Raw genomic sequence first — 20,234 nt, forward strand, 5'->3', positions numbered from 1 at the left:
AGTATTTATGCGTAATCTATTTTTACCAGTTGCGTTCGCGGGCAGTATGTTAGCCTTGGCGCAGCCTGCCTATGCCCAGTACAACCCCAATGAGGCGAGTCGTTTTGTTCAACCGCTAGAGCTGTGGCCCGAGCTGCAAGGCGAAATAGCCTTGCACAATGGAGATTATGTGTTGCTGGCGTTGCGTGGGGAGCGTAGCACAAGTCCTTACTCGTATGGCCGCCGCTCGCTGGGCTTTGATACCCGCCGAGTATCGGCCGCTTACGAGCACTTCTGGAACGAGCGTTGGAGCTGGGGCGGCACGCTGCGCTACGAGTCGGGGGCTAACCTTGAGACCAACAGCTACTACAGCAAGCTGCTAGTGCCTGAGGTGCTGCTGCGCCACCGCTCTCCTATTTTCGGCGGCCTCACGTTTGGTCAGCGCCTAAGCGTAGAGCGTCAGGTGGTAGTAGGCCGACAGCCGCTCGGCTTTTCGGCACCCGATGGCCAGTTCTGGGGGCGGCTACGGGTGGATGTAGAGCGATTATTTCCGCTGGGCACTACGGCAGCGGGCTTGGCCCTGCGACCTCGCCTTAGTTATACGGCCAGTACGCACTTGCGCTTTCAAAAAAGCGCTACTGACCGCGATGAGCGCACTATTCAATTTACTAGCTTACGCGGTGAAGTTGGAGTACGACTCTCGCCAGTGATTGACTTCACACCGTGGTTTGCCTACCAAACCGTATACCAGCAGTCGTTAGTTTTTACTGATAGCAACGGCAACCCGGTCTCGGGTGGCAAAGGCAACTACGTGTATCCTACCCTAGGGCTAGATTTCCGCTTTACACTGCTGCCTACTGGCGGCAAAGCTGACCGCCAGCAGCTACCAACGCAACACTAAGTAATGAAGTGGGTGACAAATTGACTTGTGTCAAATCTGTAAAAAAGAGCCCTCATTTAGTATGGGGGCTCTTTTCTATTGTTTAAGAAAAATCGCTAAAATGAATAAGGAGTTTATTATGACTTTTTGGCAGTTTTTGTGGGCCGGCATAAAATTTATAGATAGACAGGTGTTGCTGCTGAAAATGGCAGCTTAGTTACTAGACCAAAACCTTTCTAACTTATCAATTATCATGGCCACCTTGCTTTATAACCAGCCTGCCCTACGTCCTGCCCGCGCTTTCAACTCGCTCTTAAATGAAGTGCTGCGCGACGCCCAGCCCGCTGCTCCCAAAGCTTCGACTTCCTTCGTGCCCGCCGCCGACATTTTCGAAACGGCTACTGGCTACGAGCTGCACCTCGCCTTGCCAGGTGTAGCTAAAGATGCTGTGAGCATCGACTTTCAAGACAACCAACTAGTAGTGACGGGTAGCCGTCCTGCTCCTGCTTCCGAAGGTGAGAATGCTCCCAAGGCTCACCGCCTCGAAACCCGCTTTGGCGAGTTTAGCCGCACCTTCCGCCTGCCCGAAACGGTGAATGTAAAAGCTATCAGCGCCGAGCTAACCGATGGTTTGCTGCGCGTGACCTTGCCCTTCGACACCGAGAAGGTAACCAAGCAGCACATCGAAGTTCGCTAAGCTGCTCAGCAAGAAGCTAAGAAGGCACCCAACAAGGGTGCCTTTTTTGGTCCAAAACTTGCATAATCCTTAGATAAGACGCAACCTTTGGGCACGAAATAGGCTCTATTTTGCGTTGAGACTCGTAGGGAAGCAAGGACCGCTTAGGTTATCTAAATATCTCTTCGGGACTTGACCTGTTTCGGGTCCTCTTTGTTACTTCGCAACACCTTTTTTCATCTCTTTTAAGTAACCCCAATGCAAGCTAAAAACATGATGCTCGGCCTGCTGACTTCCGCCGTACTAGGCGGTGGCGTGGCCGTAGGGGGGTACAAGCTGCTGGAAGCCGAGCCGGGCAACGTGGCTCAGTCGACGGTGGCCTCTGACCCGCAGGTACGCTACACGTCGGCCATGCGCAGCAGCGCTTATGCCGCACCCGAAGGACTAAACTTTGTGGCCGCCGCCGCCGCCACTACGCCCGCCGTAGTGCACGTAATGACGGAGTATAAAGCTGAGCCCCGGCAGCGCTCGCAGCGCATGCAGATGGACCCCCTGTTCCGCCAGTTTTTTGGCGACCAGTTTGAGGACCAACTCCGTGGGCAGCAGCAGCAGGGTGGGGGCGAAGGCTCCGGCTCGGGCGTAATTATTGCCGCCAACGGCTATATCGTCACGAACAATCACGTGATTGACAAGGCTTCGAAAATAACGGTCGTGCTCGATGACAAGCGCAAGTTCGACGCCGAGCTAGTGGGCACCGACCCTAGCACCGACATTGCTGTAATTAAGGTAAAGGCTGATAACCTGCCCTTTATCAAGTATGGCAATTCAGACGAAGTGAAGGTAGGCCAGTGGGTGCTCGCCGTGGGCAACCCCTTTAGCCTGAACACGACCGTGACAGCAGGTATCGTATCGGCCAAAGGCCGGAGCATCGGTATCCTGTCGCGCGACCAGAATAACATGGGCATTGAGTCGTTTATTCAGACCGATGCAGTAGTGAACCCTGGCAACTCGGGTGGCGCCTTGGTGAATACCAATGGCGACCTGATTGGCATTAACTCGGCTATCTCGTCGCACACGGGTTCATTTGAGGGCTATGCCTTCGCCGTACCTAGTGCTATTGTGAGCAAGGTAGTAGACGACCTGCTGAAATACAAGGTAGTACAGCGTGCTCTGCTTGGCGTGCGCTTTACAGAGGTAGACGCCCGCTTGGCTTCTGAGAAAAAGCTTAATACTCTAAACGGAGTATACGTGCAGAGCTTAGTGCCTAACAGTGCTGCCGCAGTAGCTGGCTTGAAAGTAGGTGATGTTATCACCGACATCAACGGCATTGCAGTAAATACCTCGGCGCAACTGCAAGAGCAAGTATCACGCTTCCGTCCTGGCGACAAAATCAAAGTCGGCTACCTGCGTGGGGGCGACAAAGAAATTGCCACGGCTACCCTATTCAACGCCTCCAACACGACTTCGGTAGTGAAGGAAATGCCAGCTAGCGCAGCGATAACCTACGAAGGTGCCAAGTTCGGCCCGGTAACGGCTCGCTTGCAGAATGAGTTGGGTATCGATGGTGGCGCCCAGATTACGGGCGTAAAAGGGAGCAACTTCAAAGAAACCGGTATGGCTGAAGGCTTCATCATCACGCGCATCGACAAGAACCCTGTGCGCAAGCCTGCCGACGTGCAAAACTTCCTGGAGCAAGCCAAGGATAACTCGGGCGCGCTCGTAGAAGGCGTGTACCCCGACGGCCGTAAGGCTTACTATCCCATCGGCCGCGAATAAGCGACCTAGGGTAGTTACGCAAGCAATACAGCTTAAAAAGCTCCTGCCACTAGTTGGCAGGAGCTTTTTTATTGGACACGGAGTCTTCAGTTGTAATCCAAAAAAAAGTTGGCCTAGGTGAAATGAGCTAAAGCAAAGCCGGGTGTAGTACCAATAGCTCAGCCTGGATAAGGTCAGCAGCTACAGATGAATAGGGGTAAGAGCCAACCTAATATTTTCATAATACAAGGTTTTTGCGACCTTTGCTTTTCTCGGCTACTACTCGAGTAAGCCTCTCACTAATCAACATAGGCTATGCAGGTACTAGATACGCGAATGGGTAAGAGACTATTAGCTGTGCTGCTAGGGCTGCTGGTGGCCCTGGCTGGCCAAGCGCAAGCGGTGCACAGCACGTTTGCCGCGGGCGGCGCACATTCTCTAAGCATTCACGCTGATGGTACGCTGTGGGCAACGGGTAAAAACGACCACGGCCAGCTTGGTACTGGCGCTGCTTCTGCCACAAGCCAGCTAAGGTGGGTGCAGCTCGGCAACGCGACCGATTGGGTACAGGTGGCGGCCGGCAATACGCACAGCCTAGCCCTGAAGGCCAATGGTCAGCTCTACGTGTGGGGCGATAACACCTACGGACAGCTTGGCACCGGCACCACTACCGATATAGCTGCGCCAACTGCTCTGGCAGGCGCCGTTTACACGCAAATAGTAGCGGGCTACCGCTTTAGCCTAGCATTGCAGGCAGATGGCAGAGCCTACGGCTGGGGCGAAAACGCGGAAGGCCAGCTAGGTGATGGCTCCTTGGTAGGGCGGCTCGTGCCCACTGCCGTAGCTGGCAGCCAAACCTTTACGCAGCTGGCAGCAGGCCTCTACCACAGCCTAGGCCTGCGGAACGATGGCACTGTGCTGGCCTGGGGCCGTAACTCATATGGCCAGCTAGGCACGGGCACTACCGGCAGTGCCTCAGAGCCTAAGGCCATTGTGAGCGCTGATACCTACGTGCAGGTGGCGGCTGGTAGCTACCACAGCCTAGCGCTACGGGCCGATGGTGCAGTCTATGGATGGGGTAATAACAGCTATGGCCAAGTAGGCGATGGCACGAAAGACACGAAGCTGTTGCCCACGGCGGTAGACAGCAATGTGCCCTATACCAGCATCGCGGCCGGCAGCTACCATAGTATAGCACGGCAGGCTACGGGCCAGGTCGATGCCTGGGGCTATAATTCGCTAGGGCAGCTTGGCATAAAAAGCCGTGCTGATAAATCGGTACCCACGACCGTGAGTGGGGGAGATGTATATGTGCAAGTTGCGGCCGGCCAGAATTTTACGCAGGCGCTAAAGGCTAATGGTGGCCTGTGGACCTGGGGCCTAAATGACAGCGGCCAGCTCGGCGACGGCTCTACCAATAATCAATATTCTCCGAAGCTCACCGGCCTAGCACTCCCGACGCGCAGCACGGCTGCGGGCGGCAACTTTGGGCTGGCCATTCGGGGCGATGGTACCCTCTGGGCCTGGGGCAGCAATGACGACGGCCAACTCGGCGACGGCACCCGCACCAGCCAGCGCCAACCTGTGCAGATAGGCACCGATAGTGACTGGCTGCAAGTAGCAGCTGGCCAAAATTTTAGCTTGGCGCTGAAAGCGAATGGTACACTATACGCCTGGGGTAATAACAGCGCAGGTCAACTCGGCACTGCCAACGCCGCAAGCACGCCCACCCAAGTCACAGGCAACCTCGCATTTGCGCGCATTGCAGCTGGGGCGCAGCATAGCCTAGCCCTCACCGGCACGGGCAAACTCTATGCGTGGGGCAGTAATAGTGCCGGCCAGCTAGGCACTACCCGAAACGCGACAGTTCCTACCGCTGTAGATGGGGCTTTCACCTTCACGCAGTTGGCGGCCGGTGGTCAGCACAGCCTAGCCCTCACGGCGACCGGGAGCTTGTATGCCTGGGGCGATAATACCTATGGCCAGCTGGGGGTGGCAAGCACTGCCAGCCAGCCTACGTTGGTGAGCCTGAGCGAGCCACTGACTGTGCTGGCCGCAGGCAGCCAGCACAGCCTAGCTCTTACGGCTACAGGAGCACTCTACGGCTGGGGCAACAACACCTATGGCCAACTGGGCCTCACGAACAGCACGACGGTTAGCGTGCCTACATTGATAGCCGGCGCGCCGCAGTTCACGCAGTTAGCAACAGGGTCGGCTCATAGCCTGGCTCTTACGGCGGCGGGGACCCTTTATGCCTGGGGCGATAACGACAGCGGCGAGTTAGGCCTAGGCATGATATCGACGCTGGCCAATTCCACATTCAACCAAGAGGCTACTCGCAGTACCAACTGGACCACCCTAGGGAGCGGCAGCAGTAGCAATTTCTCGCTGGTGCGCACAGCATCGGCGCAGGCACTAGCGAGCGCCGGGGCCAACGAAGCGGGCCAACTCGGCGACGGCACCACCACTACTGCCCTGCGCTTCGACCGCCTAGTGCCCCTGCAAGTGCAGCCACCACCTCCGCAGCCCTTGCCCGTGGTGCTTGTGCGCTTCGATGCCCAGCGTAGCAGTCCCACCACTGCGGTGCTCACGTGGGCCACCGCCTCGGAGACCGGCAACCTAGGCTTTCGGGTAGAGAAGTCGGCCGATGGGACCGCATTTGCATCCTTAGGTTTTGTGGCAGGCGCGGGCAGCAGCACAGCCGCTCATGCCTATGCCTTTCGCGATGCACAGGCCACGGAGCTAAGCTATTACCGCTTAGCTCAGCTCGACCGAGATGGCACGGTAACCTATTCGCCTACGCAGGTAGTGGCTGGCACGTCGGCTAGCTTGGCGCTGGTGCCCAACCCGGCCCGCGGCCCGGTGCACGTGCTAGGTTTGCCTAGCGGGGCTGCCTTGGAAGTGTACGATGCTCTAGGCCGCCTAGTGCGCCCCGCCACTACGGCCCCCGAACTGACTGGCCTCCTACCGGGGGTGTACCTAGTGCGAGCTACCGCTCCGCAGCAAGCTCCTCAAGTAGCTCGCCTAGTGGTAGAGTAGCCCTGCTTAGGTTGAGAGAAGGGCGAGTAAGTTTGTAGCCATCTGCTATCCACTTACGCTTATGCAATTACTTACTACTCGCGACCCCAGCAGCTTTACTCTAGCTTATCTGCCTGACCAGCACGTTATCATTGGCCGGTGGATGCGACCCGTATTGCTAGGTGAGCTGCAAATACATTACCAAGAGCTGCTTGCGGCGGCCATTGCGCATGGCAACTGCCGCCACTGGCTGCTCGATGTGCGCCGGCGCCGCATCAACGATGCCGACGCAGTGCGCTGGTTTGGCGAAGAGTTTGGGCCCCAGCTACCCCAGTTACTGGGTCAGCCAGTAGTGGTGGCCTATTTTGCGATGGTAGGGCAGGACGTGGCTTCTACTGACCCCGCCTTATGGGAAAATATTCGGCAAGGCTCTATGCAAGGAGCCCAGTACTGCTACTTCGACCAGGAGAGCACCGCTATGGCGTGGCTAGCGCAGCAACCTTAGCGCTAGCTGGCCGTTGGGCTAAAGGGTATTCGTAAGCTTAACAGCTTTTCCCTTTATGCAGGTGCCCTCGCCCGACCTTTTCTCTCTATCGTATGAAGCTGAGCTGAGCTTAGTTGTCGGCCGCTGGCTCCAAGATTCGGAGGATAGTGATTTGTACCCTGCCTATCGCCAGCTACTAGCCGAGGCCAAAGCGCATGACAATTGCCGGTTTTGGCTGCTCGACATGCGCCAGCGCAGCTGGCACTCGGTAGCATTTGCCCAGTGGTTTAGTGGGCTGCTGGCCAACCAGGTAGTGCGTGAAGTAGGCGCTCCTGTTTTTGTAGCCTACTTGGCCAGCGAAGCCCATCGCGCCGACATTGAAAGCGTGGCTACCGAAGCCACGCTGCGGCAGGCGGCAGAAGTAGAGTTTTACCCCTACTTTTTTAGCGACGAGCCCGCTGCCCGCGACTGGCTGCACTACTACCAGACGCACCCCGACCAAAAGCCTTCTATCCGGCAGACCAGTGAAAAGCAGCGCGGTTAGCCTTAGCGCCGCCATGGCCAGGCTCGCCACCTAGGGTGGCCCAGTAGCAAGTATGGCTTGCCGTGCCGCCTAAGCTCGCCGAAGTACCTTTGAAGCCTCTATTTTATCTCCGCAGTGTATGAAACAGGCCCTCGAAGAAGCAACCACCCCCGATGTAACCGTGGCCCATCCCCACGCCGACCCGCACGGGATGCAAGATGTGCTGCGCCAGCTTGGGGTGCCCGCGCACAGCCCTGCCTATAGCACGGGCCGCCAGTGGGGCCGCTCGGGCCAGCCTGCCAAAGCTATCGTTTCGCCCGCCGATGGGCAGCCCATCGCGGCCATTACGGTAGCCACCGTGGCCGACTACGAAACCGTAGTGCAGGCCGCTCAGGCCGCCTTCCCGGCGTGGCGGCTGGTGCCCGCGCCCCAACGCGGCGACGTGGTGCGCCAAATCGGGCTGGAGCTGCGCCGCCACAAAGAAGCCCTAGGTAAGCTGGTGAGCTACGAGATGGGTAAAATTCTGCAAGAGGGCCTAGGCGAAGTGCAGGAAATGATAGACATCTGCGACTTCGCGGTGGGGCTGAGCCGGCAGCTGCACGGCTTTACCATGCACTCGGAGCGGCCCGCCCACCGCATGTACGAGCAGTACCACCCGCTGGGTATAGTGGGCATTATTTCAGCGTTTAACTTCCCGGTAGCCGTGTGGAGCTGGAACGCTATGCTGGCGGCTGTGTGTGGCGATGTCTGCATCTGGAAGCCTTCGGAGAAAACGCCGCTGGTGGCCGTGGCGGTGCAACACCTTATCCGGAAGGTGCTAGCCGATAACGACTTGCCCGAAGGCGTATTTAACTTGGTGCTGGGTGGCCCCGAGGTAGGCGCCGCCTTGGCCGCCGATGAGCGCGTGCCGCTGGTGTCGGCCACTGGCAGCACCCGCATGGGCCGGGCCGTGGGCGCCGCCGTGGGCCAGCGCCTAGGTCGCGCTCTGCTAGAGCTAGGCGGCAACAACGCCATTATCCTGACGCCGCAGGCTGACCTCGATATGGCCATGCGGGCCATTGTATTTGGGGCGGTGGGCACGGCGGGGCAACGCTGCACCACCACGCGCCGGCTCATCATCCACGAAAACATTTACGACGAAGTAAGCCAGCGCCTGTTGGCGGCTTATGCCAAGCTGCCCATCGGCCATCCGTTGCAGCCTGGCACGCTGGTAGGCCCGCTCATTGATGCCGATGCGGTGGGACACTTCACCGCCGCGCTCGAGCAGGTGCAGCAGGAGGGAGGCACCCTACTCGCGGGCGGCCAAGTAGTAAGCAGCGCCGAGCTGCACGGCGGCCACTATGTACTGCCGGCCCTAGTAGCGGCCGAAAACCATTACCCCACGGTGCAGGCCGAAACTTTTGCGCCCATTCTCTATCTCATCAAGTACAGCGGCGGGGTCGAAGAAGCTATTCGCTTGCAAAACGATGTGCGGCAGGGCTTATCGTCGGCCATTTTCACCCTGAACCTGCGCGAGGCCGAAGCCTTCCTGGCGCACCCGGGCTCCGACTGCGGCATTGCCAACGTGAACATCGGCACCAGTGGCGCCGAAATTGGCGGAGCGTTCGGCGGCGAGAAGGAAACGGGCGGCGGCCGCGAGTCAGGCTCCGACGCCTGGCGCGTGTACATGCGCCGCCAGACCAATACCATCAACTACGGCACCGAATTGCCACTGGCGCAAGGTATCAAGTTTGATATATAAGTGGGTAGCGACCCTAGGTCAGCAAAAAGGCTCCGCGCATCGAATAGCGATGCGCGGAGCCTTTTTGCTGACCTAGGGACTTGCTAGTCTTGATTATTGGCCTGTTTGCTGCACTACTTGTGGCAGCACCTTAGCCAAGGCTTCGGCTTGGGCGCGGGTGAAGTTGCCTTCTACCTGCACCAGCACGAAAGAGTCGGCGGCGTTGGGCAAAGTGCCCGTGGCGACTAGCTCGCTCACCTTATCGCCCGACATACGAACCACTGAGTTGTAGTTGCCTCCCGAAGAAGTGGCGGCCGAAAGCGGCGTATAGCGCTCAGCTTGCAGCAGGCCAGTAGCCTCACTGAGCAGGCCTTGCTGCGATAAGTCGAGCGCTCTCGTAGAAGTAGGAGCAAAGGTGAGGGCTCGTGCGGCCCTGACACCTGTGATAGCCTGAGTTAAATCATTGCCTCCAAATAAGTTGGCGGCCTTCACCAGCGCTAGGCGCTGAAGCAAGCTAGCCGACCACTCGGTGGTGTGGAAGCCGGGGCGCTTCTCGTATTTATTGAAAAAAGCGGCTACCGTGCGCGCCGGCGTAGCTGGCCCGCTAGCTCGGCAGGCTCCGAGCAGCGCCAGCCCAATAAGTAAAAGACCCAAGGCCAGCCGAGCGGCCGGGTAGCGATGAGCAGGAGAAGAAAAACGCATAAGAAGCAGGTGCAAAAGAGCGGCAGTAAAAAACGGAGGTAGGCAAACAGTGTGCCTAGGTCCGCTTTTTACTGCCGCTTGCGCTATAAACAGGGAAACTACTTAGCTATGGCTGCCGGCCGTCGAGCCCTCATCGGTGGGGTCGGTTACGCCGCGGCGCTGGCCTTGCTTGTCTACGGGGCCTTCGGCGGCCGTGATTTCATCGTCTTCGTCCGACGATACATAGACGTTGGTAGTGGGGCCTAGGCCACCAGTTTTTTCAGCCAAGTCGGCTTCGGCCTGGGCAAACTTGAGGTTGAGGAGCGAATCGTCGGCCGAGGTATCGGGGGTATTTTTCTTTTGGTCTTGGGCCATGAGTGGGCGCCGGCCGGCCGGGAAATAAACGGCTACCGGGTGCTAAGTAGTACGCGGCGGGCGCTGGGAGGTTGGCACGGCGGCGGGCGTTGTAATTTTGGCCCGTTACCAACCCCTGCGCCTCGCCTGATGAAGCCAACTCTACCGCCCAGCGATTTTGACCCTACCCACAATCCTTGGCAAACGCTGAGCACCGAGCCCAAGTATGAAAACCCCTGGATTCGGGTGCGCGAAGACCAAGTGCTCAACCCCAAGGGTGGGCCAGGCATCTACGGCGTGGTGTCGATGCGCAACAAAGCCATTGGCATTGTGCCCGTCGATGCAGAGGGAAATACTTGGCTCGTAGGCCAGTACCGCTACACTCTGAACGAGTACAGCTGGGAAATCCCGATGGGTGGCGGCCTGCTCGATGTCGATATCACGGAGTCGGCCCAGCGCGAGCTGCGTGAAGAAACTGGCTTATTGGCCGCCCACTGGACCTGTATTGCCCGCCTGCATACCTCCAACTCGGTGACCGATGAAGAAGGCTTTGTGTTTCTGGCTGAAGACCTTACGCACACCGAATGGGAGCCCGAAGAAACGGAAGACTTGCGCCTATGGAAGCTGCCCCTAGCCCAGGCTGTAACCTTGGCCATGAATAATGAAATAACCGACGCTATTAGCGTAGCCGGCTTGCTGAAAGCCGAAAAAGTGCTAGCCAATCGATAGTTACCGAGTTGTGGGGGCTACAAGCCTGCTAGTGCCCTAGGGTGGGGCGCGGCCCCTCAACTAGTGGTAACTCCTACCTTTGTCCTATGCGTGCGCTGCTTCGTTATATCGGTCACCGCCTATACACCACATGGGCGACCTTCTGGTTTGTAACGCCTTTTTTCGTCACTTACCCGCTACAGTGGCTGCTGAGCCGGCGGCCAGCCTGGCGGCGGCACTTGCACGCCCTTAACCGCACGTGGGCTAGGTTCTCGATTTTTATGTGGGGAGTGCCGGTCGATGTAGTGCGCGAAAGCGCAGCCCCCGTGCCGCAGCCTTGCATCTACGTGTCTAACCACGGCTCGTACATAGATATTCTGGTGTTGTTTCGCACCATTCCGGGCTTCTTGAACATGATGGGCAAAGACTCGCTGGCGAAAGTGCCCCTGTGGGGGCCGCTGTTTGCGGGCACCTACATCGTGGTGAATCGCGGCAGCGCCGTGGGCCGAGGCCGTGCCTTTGCCCAAGCCAAGAAGGAGCTGCAGGAAGGCCGGTCGCTGGCCGTGTTTGCCGAAGGCACCATTGGCGACAAGCCCGGCGAGGAATTGGGACCTTTTCTAGATGGTGCTTTCCAATTGGCTATTGCTACGGGTGTTCCCATCGTGCCCGTGAGCATGCCCCTAAACCACAAGTTTATGCCCTCGGTGAAGGGCCTAAGGGTGCGCTATGCCCGGCTACGCGCCGTATTTCATGCGCCCATCGAAACCAAAAGTCTAACCCAGGCCGACGTACCCGCCCTCAAAGCGCAGGTAGCGGCCCAAATTGCCGACGACTTTGTGCCCGAAGGCCGGGGCATTCCCGAACCTAGCACCTGGCGGGGCTAACGAGTAAGGAGCGTAATGGGCAATGGGCTTACTACTTACGCCGTTACCTCCGAACTATTACGCTCTCGACTCATCATTTCTTTACTCTAATTGCAAGCACTACCCTTATGAATACCGAAACCCTCCGCGGCTTGGCGCACCTAGCTCGTCTCGAATTTGACCCGGCCCGCGAAGAGCAGATGCTCAAAGACCTGAATGGCATCCTAGACTGGGTAGACCAGCTCTCGCAAGTTGACACCACGGGCGTAGAGCCTTTGGTGCACTTGTCGCATGAAATCAACGTATTGCGCGATGATGAGGCGCGCAATACCGTAACTCACCAAGACGGCCTGCGCAACGCGCCGCGCAAAGACTCCGACTACTTCCGCGTGCCCAAAGTGCTCGATTAACGCTCTACCTCGTTGGCTGACTTCTCTTTCGTGCGCCGCTCGGCGCTGGTGCCGGGGCTGCTGGCAGCGCTGGCCGTGGGGCTGGCCATTTATTACTACTTCACGGGCGAGACGGCAACGCTGCCTTTGGTGCTGGTGCCGCACCTAACGCCCGTGCCCCTCGCGCTCGATTCGGTGGCAGTAGGTTCGGCCTACCTGCCCGTGCCAGCCAACGGCTACGTCACTACGCTCACTCACGATTTTGCCGGGCCCTTCACCCAGCCCCTAGCCGCTGGCTTGTGGCTGGGGTTGCTGGCCGCGGGGCTGGCCGGCTGGCTGGCAGTGGTGAGCATGCTACGCCGCCCGGCCTTCTTGGCGGGCACACTGCCAGTGATATTCCTACTGATGTCGCTGAATGTCGATACGCTGGAGATTTTTTCGGGTAGCCGACAAGGCTTTTTAATCTTAAGCTTGAGCCTCCTAGGGGGAGCGGCTTTTGGGCTGCACGCCTTCGGCGGGCAGGTACGTATTCGGTGGCGGATAGCCCTATTTGGTGCGTTGATAGCCGGGCTGGTCGGGCTCATTTTTGCTAAAACGAGTTTGTCCACCGAGGAAACGATTTTGCAACTGGCAGCCTACGCCACGCCTGGTGGCGCGGTGCTGGTGGCTGCGCTGGTGCTGTGGGTAGGAGTCGAGAATATCAAGGCACTTGTCTGGTTTAACACCCAGGCTGAGCGGCCCGAAAGCCGTTACGGCCTGCTGCCGCTGGTGCTGGCAAGTGCGCTGTACCTAGGAGCTTTGGGTTTTTATTATTGGACCAATGGCGAGGCAAAAGTGCTGTTTGGGCTGCGCCTCGACCCGCTGGTGCTGTTGCTGCCCGCCGTGCTGGCGGGGGGCCTAGGGCTGCCCCAGCGCTTGCCTAGCTATGGTGCTTGGTTGCCCTATGCTGCCGCCCGGCCCCTCTACTGGCTGCTGACGGCCGGCGCCGCTGGTGCGCTCAGCTACGCGCTGGCTACGGTAAATACGCCGCTCTTGTCGGCGGCCCGGTCGTTTACCACACTAGCACTGCTGTGGCTAGGCGCCGCTTTTTTACTGTACGTGCTTATCAATTTTGGCTCACTGCTGCAGCAGCGGCTGCGGGTATATCGGGTGGTGTTTGAGCCGCGCCGGCTGCCCTTCTTCACAGTGTACCTCCTAGGGCTGGCGGCCATCTTGCTAACGCAGTTGCGCGCTAGCTGGCCGCTGCTCGACCAAGTAGAGGCGGGCCAATACAACCTGCTCGGTGACTTGGCCCGCCAGCAGAGCGAAACGCGCCCCGACGACTTGCCCTTGGCCTTACTAGCCGAGCGCTATTATGCCGAGAGCGGCGACGTGCTCGACCGCTTTAACCGCACGGCGCAGTTGGGGCGTGCCGCACTGTATCGCTTCCGCGACCAGCGCCAAAACGAGCTCAATGCCCTGCGCCGCGCCTTGCTGGTACGACCCGATGAGAAATTAACGTTGCGCCTGGCCGCGCTCTACGCAGGACCTAGCGACTTTTTTGAAGGCCTAGACGTGCTGCGCAAAGGCCGCCGGGACTTCCCAGGTAGTGTGGCCCTGACTTCTGACTTGGCTCAGCTGTTCACGCAATCGGCTCTAACTGATTCGGTCGCTTTTTACCTAGACAAAGCGGAGAAGCTTGCGCCCAAGTCCTACGCCAGCCAAACCAACCAGCTGGCTTTCCTGACGCAGCAAAACTTACTACCCGCTGCCACCAAGCTCAGCGCGCAGATGAAGCCCACTGCCGAGGAGCCCGCTCTGCGCAGCAACCAGACACTATTGACCTTGCTGACAAAAGCTGCAAGCACTGCGCCCGCTGCCGCTAAAGGGCCACTACTCTTGAGCGAGGCCTCATTTGCAGCGCTTTACCACGACGTGCTCTGGGCAGTGCAGCGCGGTGGCTCGGCTAGTAGCTGGTTGCCTTACCTGCGGCAGCTCGCTGCCCAGCCCGAAAATGCCACTTACTACGAGCAGTTAGTTTTTCTGCAGGCACTGTTGCAGCATAAGGGGGGCCAGGAGCTGGCTGCCCGCCAAACGCTAGCGCCCCTGGCGGCGGGTACAAGCGCTACAGCCGCCTACTACCAGTATTTATTAGGGTTCTGGCAAGTGCAACAGCAGCAGTACACTACGGCCGCTACACAATTCAATTTAGCCGCGACGAACGGCTTTCCCTTGGCCCAGCCCGCCCACGTGTGGGCGCTGGCCCTAGGTGGGCAAGCTGACTCGGCCCGCGTGGCGGCTCAGCGCTTGGCCGCAAGCGCCGACACAACCCAACGCCCCGTGGGGCGGCACTTGTTGACGGCGCTAGCCAGCACCAAGAATACAGCGGTCGGCAAGCAAGCTCCGCTTGTTGGAAATCAGTTGCTTATTGAAGCGCAGCGGGCTGAGCAGACACCCGCTAAGGCTGCTAAGCTCTACCAGCAGCTGCTAAAAACGGCACCTTTCAATGAAGCTGCCATGCTGGCAGCCGCTCGCTTCTACACGGCCCGCAAGCAGCCCGGTGATGCTTACGAAGCACTGCGCATAGGACTAGTCGAAAACCCGTCTTCGGTGCCGCTACAGCAGGCTTTTGTGCTAGTGGCGGCCGATGCGGGCTTGGCTGAGCTAGCTCAGCCGGCTCTCGACCAGCTGCGCCCGCACCTTGACCCCGCTGCCTACACTAACTTGCTAGCGCAATTTGCGGCGCGTCGAGCGGCCCATGCGGCGGCGGTAGCCGCCTTCTCGGCCGATGCTGCGCCCGTACCGACTCCTCGCCCCTAACTTTTCTGCTCATGCCTGCTGCTAGCATTTCGCCGTTCGTTATCCAAACCACCAACATTGCCAAGGAATACGTGATGGGCACCGAGCACATTCATGCCTTGCGCTCGGTAAGCATAGACATTAAGCGCGGCGAATATGTGGCATTTATGGGGCCTTCGGGTTCCGGCAAGAGTACGCTCATGAATATTGTGGGCTGCCTCGACACCCCTAGCAGCGGCCAGTACATCCTCAATGGCCAAGACGTGAGCCGCATGAGCGACAATGAACTCGCGGAGGTACGTAACAAAGAGATTGGCTTCGTTTTTCAAACGTTCAATCTGCTGCCGCGCTCCTCGGCCCTCGAAAACGTAGCCCTGCCGCTCATCTACGCGGGCTTAGGCAAGCGCGAGCGCAACGAACTGGCCTTGGAGTCGCTGCGCTCGGTGGGCCTAGCCGACCGTGCTGGCCACCGCCCCAACGAGCTCAGCGGTGGGCAGCGCCAGCGCGTAGCTATTGCGCGCGCACTCGTTAATACCCCTAGCGTGCTGCTGGCCGACGAGCCCACTGGTGCCCTCGATTCTAAGACTAGTTACGAAATCATGGGGCTTTTTGAGGCGCTCTACGCCAAGGGCAACACCATCATCATGGTGACGCACGAGGAGGACATTGCCCACTATGCCCATCGTATCGTGCGCCTCCGCGACGGCCTCATCGAAACCGACGACGTCAACCATAACGTGACGCAGCCCGCCATCAACACCTTGAGCGCCTAGGGCATCATTTAGCCGTAGGCTCAGTTGAAGCCTAACTAGCTTGCGTAGTTAGGTAGCTAGTCTTCATATGGGTAGCCGCGCCACTCGTTAAATCCGTTAATTCTGCGATGAAGATATACACTAAAACTGGCGACCAGGGGCTTACCTCACTTATCGGCGGGGCACGCGTTCCCAAGTCGAGCCTGCGCATCGACTGCTATGGCACGGTCGATGAGCTAAATGCCTACCTAGGACTGCTGCGCGACCAAGAAGTAAACGCTCCCCGCCGTGGATTACTGAAAGAAATCCAGGACCGGTTATTCACTATCGGCTCGCATCTGGCTACCGACCCCGACCACGAAGTGCACAAGCGCCTGCCCGACCTGCACGCCGCCGATGTGGCCCTGCTTGAAACCGAAATGGACCAGCTAAACGAAACGCTAGCTCCACTGCGCGAATTTGTGCTGCCTGGCGGCCACCCGGCAGTATCGTTTGGGCACGTAGCGCGCTGCGTGTGCCGCCGCGCCGAGCGCCTGGCCGTAGAGCTACGCGCAAGCTCGCCCGTAGAAGACCTAGTTATCATGTATCTTAATAGGCTATCCGATTACCTCTTTGTGCTCAGTCGGGCCATGGCCCACGACCTAGGCGTAGAAGAAGTTACTTGGAAACCCCGGCTGTAACTTGCCATTCGCTATTCGGCCATCAGGGCTTTCTGCAACTTTTGGTCGGCTCGCCTGTCCCTATTCCACCTTTCCCACCCATTCTGGCGGCTGCCCTAGGTCGCCTTTAGTGCTGAATTAATAACCCAGCTCCCTCGCCATGCTTGATACTCTGACCATTGACGTGCAGCCCGCTGGCACGTCCCGCCTTGCCGAACTCGACTTGGCCAACCTCGAATTTGGGAAATCCTTTGCCGACCACATGCTCGCGGTAGAATACCGCGATGGCGAGTGGCAGCAGCCCCGCATCATGCCCTACGGCCCGTTGGCCATCAGTCCGGCCAACTCGGCTCTGCACTACGGGCAGGCCATTTTCGAAGGTGCCAAAGCCTACCGGCAGGCCGATGGCAGCGTGGCTCTGTTTCGGCCACTCGACAACTGGCGCCGCCTCAATGCCTCGGCCGAGCGCATGGCTATGCCTACCATTCCCGAAGATATCTACCTGCAAGGCCTGCGCGAGCTAGTAAAGCTCGATAGCGGCTGGGTACCCAGTGCGGCTGGTAGCTCGCTCTACATCCGGCCTTACATGTTTGCCACCGATGGCTTCTTAGGAGTGCGGCCGTCCGAAACCTACCACTTCGGCATCATCACTTGCCCAGTGGCGGCGTTCTTCAACAAGCCGGTGCGCGTGCGCTTCGAGCAGAAGTACGTGCGAGCAGCTCCCGGCGGTGCGGGCTACGCCAAAAATGCGGGTAACTATGGCGCGGCCATGTTGCCCAGCAAGCTTGCCCAGCAAGAAGGCTACCACCAACTGCTGTGGACCGATGCTTCGGAGCACCAATATGTAGAAGAGTCCGGCGCCATGAACGTCATGTTCGTTATCGACGGCACGCTCATCACACCTGAGCTCTCTACATCTATCCTTGATGGCATTACCCGCCGCTCAGTGCTACAGCTAGCCCACGACTGGGGCATGCCTGTAGAAGAGCGCCGTGTATCGAGCCGTGAAGTAGTAGCCGCCATCCAAGACGGCCGCCTCACTGAGGCCTTTGGTGTAGGCACGGCCGCTACCATTGCGGCCATTGCCACCATCGGCCACGAAGGCCACGACTACGACCTGCCAGCCCTGGCCGACACGTCGTTTGCCCGCCGGGTAGGGGCCGAGCTAGAAGCCATCCGCACGGGCCACACGGCCGACCCCCACAACTGGATGGTAGCTGTGTAGCGCATTCGTTGCTTTAGAAAAGCCGCTCGTGTCCCGGGCGGCTTTTTTTATGCCGACCTTTGCCGCTGCAACGGCGTATGCTACGCCCTAGGCCATTTCAATTAGTTACTCACATGACCCAAGACCAGATAAAGGACTTGAAGGGCCGCGCCGAGGCTCTGAGGAGGTATCTTTGACTACGATGCCCGTAAAGAACAAGTAGTTAGCGCAGAAGCTGAAACACTGGCGCCCGATTTCTGGGATGATTCTAAAGCGGCAGAAGCCAAGCTGAAAGAAATCAAAAGCATCAAAACCTGGACCGACGACTACGAAGCTGTGCAGCAGGCCGTAGCCGATACCGATGTGCTCTTCGACTTCTACAAAGAGGGTGAAGCCACGGAGGCCGAAATTCAGGCTGAGTACGACGCTACCCAGCAGAAAGTAGAAGCGCTGGAATTCAAACGCATGCTTTCCGACGAGGAAGACCAATTATCGGCTATCATCGACATCAACCCCGGCGCCGGCGGCACCGAAAGCCAGGACTGGGCCGAAATGCTGATGCGCATGTATATCATGTGGGGCGAGAGCAAAGGCTTCACAGTGAAGCAAGTAAGCTACCAGCCTGGCGAGGGCGCCGGTATAAAATCAGCTTCGCTTGAAATAGACGGTCCCTTCGCCTATGGCTACCTCAAAAGTGAAATTGGGGTGCATCGCCTAGTGCGCATTTCACCCTTCGATAGCAGCGGGCGGCGGCATACTTCGTTTGCTTCTGTATTTGCTTACCCGGTAGTGGATGATACGATTAACATCGAAATCAATCCCTCCGATATCAGTTGGGATACCTTCCGGGCAGGTGGTGCTGGCGGTCAAAATGTGAACAAGGTCGAAACGGCCGTACGCCTCACGCACGCCCCCAGTGGCATTATCATCGCTGTGCAGATAGAGCGTTCACAGCTCATGAATAAGGAGCATGCTTTGCGCATGCTCAAGTCGCGTCTTTATCAAATGGAGATGGATAAGCGCAATGCCGAGCGCGACAAAGTCGAAGCCGGCAAAAAGCGCATCGACTTCGGCTCGCAGATTCGCAACTACGTCCTGCATCCCTATAAGCTCATCAAAGACCTGCGCACTGGCATAGAGCGTACCGACGTGCAAAATGTGCTGGATGGTGACCTAGACGAGTATATCAAAGGATTCTTGATGCAGAGTTAAAGGTTAGCGTATAGCTATTTCGACCAATAAAAAAGGCCGCCCAAGTGGGCAGCCTTTTTTAGTAATGTAAGGGAAATTAAAACTTATCCCAGAAGAGCTTAGTCGCAACGTTGTCGCCAGTGCTACCAAGCGCTGCTGAGGCTGCCGTATAATTGGCGCCGTTAAGGCTTTGCTCGCTAGCTGGATAGGTGAAGCGACGTGGAATAACCGTAATGCCATTCAAAGGGCTAGCAGCAAGCGGCAGTTGTGGATAATCTAAGCGTCGCCACTGTGTCCAAGATTCAGTAGGCTGATTGTACAGCGCTACCCAATACTGATAGCCTATTTTTTGCTTGTAATCGCCAGGAGCCGTATTATAGGCTATGGTAGGCAAAGACAAGTAGGTAGTAGCATCTGCAGTGGTACCACCCCACTCTTGTATAGAAGCTGTAACGCCAGCATTATAGTGCGAAGCAGCAGTACCCCCCACCGTAAAGCCGCGCTCTACAGCTTCGGCTAGCATTAGTTCTACTTGTGCGTAGGAGATAAGTACACCTGGCAGCGTTTGTGCCCGCAATTTATCACCGGGTTGCGATAAAGTTTCTTTATTATTAGTTCTTCCTACGTTACCACCAGCATAGGTACCAGCAGGTACATCAGGCGATGTGGGCTGGTTGAAGTAGTCATCCAATCGGGGGTCTACTGCTCCAGTTACTGGTACTCCGGTTGCATTTCCTGCTATGCCCTTCAATGGGTTGATGAAGGTGTTAGCACCAACAAAGTCGATACGGTTGCTATACACCAAGTCTTCGTAAAGCGGGTTAGTGTTCGGCACAGTACGGTCGAAGGTAAGGTCAACTGCATCAGCACTAGACGTAGGCAGCTTGCCAACAGTAGCTTCCGCCATAGTTTTTGCTTTGCCTGGGTCTACATCCGCAAGTACAAGTGCCATGCGGAGCTTCATAGCATTAGCAAACTTAAGCCACTCGGCAGTGGTAGCAGCTGCAGAAGTACCAGGAAAAATTAAGTCATTTTCCCCGGTCCCTATGTCAGTCGATGTATCAAACTTACCGATAACAGCATCTAGCCTAGTGATGAGGTCAGCATAAATCGTTGCTTGGTCATCATACTTTGGTTGCAAGTTAGTTGCGTCCAGTGCTTGTGTGTAAGGCACGTTGCCGAATACTTCGACCAAATTGGCCCAAGCATATATTTCCAGCAGCTCTGCTACAGCCAACGTATTGTTCTTATTAGCAGCAGGTACGGCAATGTCATTCGGAACGGCCGCCTTCGCAGCCCGCAGGTCAGTTATGCAGTCCCGATATAAGGCATTCCAATAGTTGAGCGGAATGTTTCGGGTTATGAGGTCGTACCGCGACTCGGTCGGATAGTCGGTAGCAGCCCAATACTGCATGTAAAAGCGTAGTGGGTTCAGGTTAACACTTGAGCTAGTAACTGTCCGAACCAGCGTACGCTCTGCATTAGAAATGAAACCAGAGGCAGAGGCACTAGCAGCGAGCTTAGGGTTAACGTTATAATCATCACCCAAATTGCTAACACAAGAACTAGTTAGCGAGAGTGCTGCCACCCCAAGAATAAGAAACGACTTTTTCATCTTTT

At 57.6% G+C, this 20,234-nt stretch carries 18 protein-coding genes; 15 read left to right on the plus strand and 3 right to left on the minus strand.

Annotated elements, in window-relative coordinates:
• Positions 1–55: 55 nt before the first annotated feature.
• The 7 genes from FNT36_RS10655 to amaB all read left to right on the plus strand — a co-directional run bounded on the left by FNT36_RS10655 (position 56) and on the right by amaB (position 9,056).
• On the plus strand, positions 56–880 hold the full coding sequence (locus FNT36_RS10655) for a hypothetical protein (RefSeq protein WP_233635828.1): 825 nt from the start codon (positions 56–58) through the stop codon (positions 878–880).
• Between the two features lie 232 nt (positions 881–1,112).
• On the plus strand, positions 1,113–1,556 hold the full coding sequence (locus FNT36_RS10660; protein ID WP_144847273.1) for an Hsp20/alpha crystallin family protein: 444 nt from the start codon (positions 1,113–1,115) through the stop codon (positions 1,554–1,556).
• Between the two features lie 237 nt (positions 1,557–1,793).
• The gene (locus FNT36_RS10665; RefSeq protein WP_233635829.1) at positions 1,794–3,311 is read left to right on the plus strand and encodes a Do family serine endopeptidase; all 1,518 of its coding nucleotides are present in this window, start codon (positions 1,794–1,796) and stop codon (positions 3,309–3,311) included.
• 315 nt (positions 3,312–3,626) lie between these two features.
• Positions 3,627–6,329 carry an RCC1 domain-containing protein gene (locus FNT36_RS10670; protein WP_233635830.1) on the plus strand — a complete coding sequence of 901 codons (2,703 nt, stop codon included), beginning with the start codon at positions 3,627–3,629 and terminating at the stop codon, positions 6,327–6,329.
• A gap of 61 nt (positions 6,330–6,390) precedes the next feature.
• A complete protein-coding gene (locus FNT36_RS10675; RefSeq protein ID WP_144847277.1) occupies positions 6,391–6,813 on the plus strand; it encodes a hypothetical protein in 423 nt (140 codons plus the stop codon).
• A gap of 55 nt (positions 6,814–6,868) precedes the next feature.
• Positions 6,869–7,336 carry a hypothetical protein gene (locus FNT36_RS10680; RefSeq protein WP_144847279.1) on the plus strand — a complete coding sequence of 156 codons (468 nt, stop codon included), beginning with the start codon at positions 6,869–6,871 and terminating at the stop codon, positions 7,334–7,336.
• Positions 7,337–7,454: 118 nt separating this feature from the next.
• Positions 7,455–9,056, plus strand: coding sequence for an L-piperidine-6-carboxylate dehydrogenase (gene amaB / locus FNT36_RS10685; protein WP_144847281.1), 1,602 nt, complete (start codon positions 7,455–7,457; stop codon positions 9,054–9,056).
• Between the two features lie 93 nt (positions 9,057–9,149).
• Here the strand turns inward: amaB and FNT36_RS10690 are convergent, their stop codons facing one another.
• On the minus strand, positions 9,150–9,737 hold the full coding sequence (locus tag FNT36_RS10690) for a DUF4252 domain-containing protein (RefSeq protein WP_144847283.1): 588 nt from the start codon (positions 9,735–9,737) through the stop codon (positions 9,150–9,152).
• Positions 9,738–9,839: 102 nt separating this feature from the next.
• Positions 9,840–10,091 carry a hypothetical protein gene (locus tag FNT36_RS10695; protein WP_144847285.1) on the minus strand — a complete coding sequence of 84 codons (252 nt, stop codon included), beginning with the start codon at positions 10,089–10,091 and terminating at the stop codon, positions 9,840–9,842.
• Positions 10,092–10,220: 129 nt separating this feature from the next.
• Here FNT36_RS10695 and FNT36_RS10700 point away from each other — a divergent pair, with 129 nt between their 5' ends.
• The 8 genes from FNT36_RS10700 (at position 10,221) to prfB (ending at position 18,635) form a co-directional block, all read left to right on the plus strand.
• Complete coding sequence (locus FNT36_RS10700) at positions 10,221–10,799, plus strand: NUDIX domain-containing protein (protein ID WP_144847287.1); 579 nt, start codon at positions 10,221–10,223, stop codon at positions 10,797–10,799.
• An 86-nt stretch (positions 10,800–10,885) separates the two neighbouring features.
• A complete protein-coding gene (locus FNT36_RS10705; RefSeq protein ID WP_144847289.1) occupies positions 10,886–11,662 on the plus strand; it encodes a lysophospholipid acyltransferase family protein in 777 nt (258 codons plus the stop codon).
• A 107-nt stretch (positions 11,663–11,769) separates the two neighbouring features.
• Entirely contained in the window at positions 11,770–12,051 is a 282-nt protein-coding gene (gatC, locus tag FNT36_RS10710; protein ID WP_144847291.1) for an Asp-tRNA(Asn)/Glu-tRNA(Gln) amidotransferase subunit GatC, read from the plus strand.
• A 12-nt stretch (positions 12,052–12,063) separates the two neighbouring features.
• Positions 12,064–14,829, plus strand: coding sequence for a hypothetical protein (locus FNT36_RS10715; protein WP_144847293.1), 2,766 nt, complete (start codon positions 12,064–12,066; stop codon positions 14,827–14,829).
• An 11-nt stretch (positions 14,830–14,840) separates the two neighbouring features.
• Entirely contained in the window at positions 14,841–15,581 is a 741-nt protein-coding gene (locus FNT36_RS10720; protein WP_144847295.1) for an ABC transporter ATP-binding protein, read from the plus strand.
• A 107-nt stretch (positions 15,582–15,688) separates the two neighbouring features.
• Positions 15,689–16,240 carry a cob(I)yrinic acid a,c-diamide adenosyltransferase gene (locus FNT36_RS10725; protein ID WP_144847297.1) on the plus strand — a complete coding sequence of 184 codons (552 nt, stop codon included), beginning with the start codon at positions 15,689–15,691 and terminating at the stop codon, positions 16,238–16,240.
• Between the two features lie 139 nt (positions 16,241–16,379).
• Positions 16,380–17,444, plus strand: a complete 1,065-nt coding sequence (locus FNT36_RS10730; RefSeq protein WP_144847299.1) for a branched-chain amino acid aminotransferase — start codon at positions 16,380–16,382, stop codon at positions 17,442–17,444.
• Positions 17,445–17,557: 113 nt separating this feature from the next.
• Positions 17,558–18,635 (plus strand): peptide chain release factor 2 gene (gene prfB, locus FNT36_RS10735; protein ID WP_144847301.1). Its coding sequence is split into 2 segments (ribosomal slippage): positions 17,558–17,617 and positions 17,619–18,635, totalling 1,077 coding nucleotides; the frame shifts between segments, so codons are not numbered across the junction.
• 76 nt (positions 18,636–18,711) lie between these two features.
• On the opposite strand, the gene FNT36_RS10740 is transcribed toward prfB, so the two are convergent.
• The gene (locus FNT36_RS10740; RefSeq protein WP_144847303.1) at positions 18,712–20,229 is read right to left on the minus strand and encodes a SusD/RagB family nutrient-binding outer membrane lipoprotein; all 1,518 of its coding nucleotides are present in this window, start codon (positions 20,227–20,229) and stop codon (positions 18,712–18,714) included.
• Positions 20,230–20,234: the final 5 nt, after the last annotated feature.

The sequence above is a fragment of the Hymenobacter setariae genome (assembly GCF_007713685.1).
Classification (GTDB): domain Bacteria; phylum Bacteroidota; class Bacteroidia; order Cytophagales; family Hymenobacteraceae; genus Hymenobacter; species Hymenobacter setariae.